Below are 341 nucleotides of genomic sequence, written 5' to 3'. Positions count from 1 at the left end.
AGCCGCCAGGACATCGTTGGCTCCATTAGTCCCCTTGGCTGGCGGTGTTGCTGCGCTGCTCGAGCAGAAACCCTTTTGTCCGAGTCGGCTCGCGCACAGCCCTGCCGCGCACATGGCCGCGCACGGAAGCAGCGCCACGAGAAACGATGACAGGCCAACGGTTACCAACCAGTCCCAGCTCCAGAACAGACCGGACGAGACGCCCGCAACCGTCAGTGCGATGAAAATTGTTCGCCGGCTGAGCCGGCCGATCGGCGCGATGGGCTGAGCTTGGTCGGCCGCCGTGGCCTTCGCTTCGAGCGGCTGCGCATTTTCCATTTGCATTTCTCCTCTCATGAGGC

General features: G+C 63.3%; 1 protein-coding gene. It reads right to left on the bottom strand.

The window, feature by feature from the left end; translation table 11 throughout:
- On the bottom strand, positions 1-318 hold a 318-nt coding region (locus tag ACTFO6_RS18175), incomplete at its 3' end, for a hypothetical protein (RefSeq protein ID WP_439935797.1).
- Positions 319-341 lie beyond the last annotated feature (23 nt).

Origin of the sequence: Pelomicrobium sp. G1 (genome assembly GCF_051905455.1) — a bacterium.
Lineage (GTDB): Bacteria > Pseudomonadota > Gammaproteobacteria > Burkholderiales > UBA6910 > Pelomicrobium.
Note: the sequence above shows the minus strand (reverse complement) of the source record. Positions and strands in the feature narration are given on the sequence as shown.